Source organism: Mesorhizobium sp. M7A.F.Ca.CA.002.04.1.1 (assembly GCF_004022805.1).
GTDB classification, from domain to species: domain Bacteria; phylum Pseudomonadota; class Alphaproteobacteria; order Rhizobiales; family Rhizobiaceae; genus Mesorhizobium; species Mesorhizobium ciceri.
The window spans coordinates 1-3,010 of the sequence record NZ_RZPL01000688.1 but is presented as its reverse complement, the minus strand read 5'-3'; the positions used below and the strand labels follow the sequence as shown (position 1 = coordinate 3,010).

General features: G+C 65.3%; 4 protein-coding genes and 1 pseudogene. 3 read left to right on the top strand and 2 right to left on the bottom strand.

What is annotated here, in order from left to right; all coding sequences use genetic code 11:
• Positions 1–244, bottom strand: a pseudogene (locus tag ENZ75_RS35365) (hypothetical protein); the annotation flags it as partial.
• Positions 245–421: 177 nt separating this feature from the next.
• Positions 422–1,060, bottom strand: a complete 639-nt coding sequence (locus ENZ75_RS26805; RefSeq protein WP_024504707.1) for a LemA family protein — start codon at positions 1,058–1,060, stop codon at positions 422–424.
• 164 nt (positions 1,061–1,224) lie between these two features.
• Between ENZ75_RS26805 and ENZ75_RS26800 the strand changes: the two genes are divergently transcribed.
• From ENZ75_RS26800 to ENZ75_RS26790, 3 genes are all read left to right on the top strand, one after another.
• Positions 1,225–1,476, top strand: a complete 252-nt coding sequence (locus tag ENZ75_RS26800; RefSeq protein WP_063169474.1) for a hypothetical protein — start codon at positions 1,225–1,227, stop codon at positions 1,474–1,476.
• A 13-nt stretch (positions 1,477–1,489) separates the two neighbouring features.
• Positions 1,490–2,374 (top strand): pyridoxal kinase PdxY, encoded by an 885-nt coding sequence (gene pdxY / locus ENZ75_RS26795; RefSeq protein ID WP_063169475.1) that lies wholly within the window; start codon positions 1,490–1,492, stop codon positions 2,372–2,374.
• A partial coding sequence (locus ENZ75_RS26790) for a DUF429 domain-containing protein (RefSeq protein WP_128278440.1) occupies positions 2,371–3,010 on the top strand: 640 nt, incomplete at its 3' end. The genes pdxY and ENZ75_RS26790, both read left to right, overlap by 4 nt.

Genomic DNA, 3,010 nt, shown 5'->3' with positions numbered 1-3,010 from the left:
GGATCGTCGCGACGACGATCTGGTCGGAGCCTTCTGTCTCGAAATCGGCGAGTTTTTGGGTCAGCGCCGCCTTGGTCGCGGCGTCGATGATGCCGGCATTGTCGACGACACGGCCGGTCAGCGCCGGGAGATCGGCCGCGAGGGCGGTGAAGGGGAGGAAGAGGAGGCTTAGAAGAGCGAAAAGGAACCCTAGGCTTGCGTTCCGGAGCGCCCCCCTCTGCCCTGCCGGGCATCTCCCCCTCAAGTGGGGAGATTGGCCGCCATCTCCACTTTCACCAATTTTCAACGTCGCAAGATGGGCGTCAGCGCCGAAGCTGCCAATCTCCCCCCTTGAGGGGGAGATGTCCGGTAGGACAGAGGGGGGTGTTTGCACGCCAGCAGCCCGTCATTTCGCGGGATTTATTCCGATGACAGTGGACGTTCACCCGCCCTGCTTCGTGCCGAAATCGACCTTCGGCGGCTGCATCTTGTCTTCGGCGACGGTGAAATTGGCGAAGGGCTCGTTGCCGCGGAACCAGAAGGTCGCCCACAGCACCGAGGGGAACGTCCTCAGCGTCAGATTGTAGTCCCTGACCGCCTGGATGTAATCGCGCCGCGACACCGCGATGCGGTTCTCGGTGCCTTCGAGCTGCGCCTGCAGCGCCAGGAAGTTCTGATTGGCCTTGAGGTCGGGATAGGCCTCCGAGACCGCGATCAGCCGCGACAGCGCGCTGGTCAGCCCCGCCTGGGCATCCTGAAACTTCTTGAGGGCTTCGGGATCCTTCAGCGTTTCCGGTGTTACCGTGATCTGCGTTGCCTTGGCGCGCGCCTCGACCACCGCGTCGAGCGTATCCTTTTCATGCGAGGCATAGCCCTTGACCGTCTCGACCAGGTTGGGGATGAGGTCGGCGCGGCGCTGATACTGGTTCAGCACCTCGCTCCATGCCGCCCTGGCATTTTCTTCCGCCGTCGGGATGGTGTTATAGCCGCAGCCTGCAAGCAGCGGCAACACGATCGCCATCATCAGGAAGGCGGGCAGCGTGCGGAACGTGGACGGCAAGGCAAGGCGCTGGGCAAACATGATGGGGGTCCCTCGGTAGAAGTTGCACGCGAAGCATTACCACAATCAGCGCGCAAGAAAACCGCCCGCGCCGGCAGCCCCTCGCCTGGCACGCCCGGTGCCGCTGCAAGGCTCTGTGATTGGCCGTGCGAACGCGATAAGGTCCGGCAAAACGGGACATCATCATGGCGGAACGCCAGGACAGCGACAAGGAATCGCGCCGTATCCTCGAGCGCATTGCGCGCGAGACGGATCCGGCCGGCAACTCGTTTGTAGCGCGGGCAGCGAAAGGCATGCACGATCACGTCATCGCGGCCGATGCCGATCGTGCCGATCCGATCGAAGTCTGGGGCACCCGCTTTGGCCGCACGCTGGGCCTGCTGCTGGCGCTGGGCCTGATGGTCTGGCTCGTGCTTTACGTCATCCGGGGCAGTTAGGAATCAAACGACAATGAGCGCCGAACAAACCGACGCGCCGCGTGCGGTCATCGTCATTTCCAGCCATGTCGCGCGTGGCTCGGTCGGCAACCGTGCTGCCGTCTTTGCGCTGGAGACCCTGGGTTTCCCGGTCTGGGCGGTGCCGACCGTCATCTTGCCCTGGCATCCCGGCCATGGGCGCGCGACGCGCATCGTGCCGCCGCTCGACGAGTTCAAGGCTCTGATGGCCGATCTCGAGCGGGCGCCATGGCTGGGTGAGGTCGGCGCCGTGCTGTCCGGCTATCTCGGCGAGGCGGGCCAGGCCGAGGCCGTCGCCTCGCTGGTCGCCGCGGTCAAGGCAAGGACGCCCGGCGCCGTCTATATCTGCGATCCGGTGATGGGTGATTCGGGCGGCCTCTATGTGCCCGAACCGACCGCCATCGCCATGCGCGACCGGCTGATGCCGATCGCCGACATAGCCACCCCTAACCGCTACGAACTGGAATGGATGGCCGGCGCCGCGTTGCCAGACATGAAATCGGTGATCGCGGCGGCGCTGCACGCCGGACCATCGACCATGCTGGTCACCTCGGCGCCGTCGATGATGACGGGCGGCACCGGCAACCTCCTGCTCGATAACAGCCAGGCGCTGCTCGCCGAACATCGCCTGATCGACAAGCCGCCGAATGGCCTGGGCGATCTGACGGCGGCCGTTTACCTGGCACGCATCCTGTCCGGCCAGCCACCGATCAAGGCGCTGCAATCGACGACGGCGGCGGTCTACGAGATCCTGGCACGCACCGCCAAGCGCGGCGGCGACGAACTGCAGCTCGAAACCGATGCGCAGAGCCTGTCGCATCCGATGGCGATGGTCCAGCTTCGCCACCTCACACATCCAGGGCGGGGCCGCCGGGCGTGACATCGACTGAGGCCGTACTTGTCGGCGTCGATGGCTGCAAGGCCGGCTGGATCGCCGTCCGACGAACTTTTGGCATGGCACCGTCGGTCGGTGTCTTTGCAACCTTCACTGCCCTGCTCGCATCCCTTCCCGAAGACGCTGTCATCGCCGTCGACATGCCGATCGGCCTGCCCGGCTTTTCGGGCAAGGGCGGTCGCGGCCCCGAAGCGCTGGTGCGGCCGCTGCTCGGGGCACGCCAGTCCAGTGTCTTCTCGATCCCGTCCCGTGCCGCGCTCTATGCCGACACCAACGGCTTCACCACCATCGAAGCCTGGTATGCCGCGCACGTCAGGGCAAGCGCGGTGGCCCTGACCACATCCGATCCGCCGCGCGGCGTCTCGATCCAGGCGTTCGGCATTTTTGCCAAGATCCGCGAGATCGACGCCCTGCTGATCGCGCGGCCCGATTTGCGCGGCCGCGTGTTCGAATCCCATCCGGAAGTCGCTTTCTGCCGCTTGAACGGCGATCAAGCCATGCAACTGCCGAAGAAGATCAAGGGCAGCATCAATCCGGCCGGCATGGCGGAACGCAAGGCGCTGCTCTGCCGGCTCGGCTATGATAAGGGCTTTCTCGACCAGCCGCCGCCCCGCGGTGCCG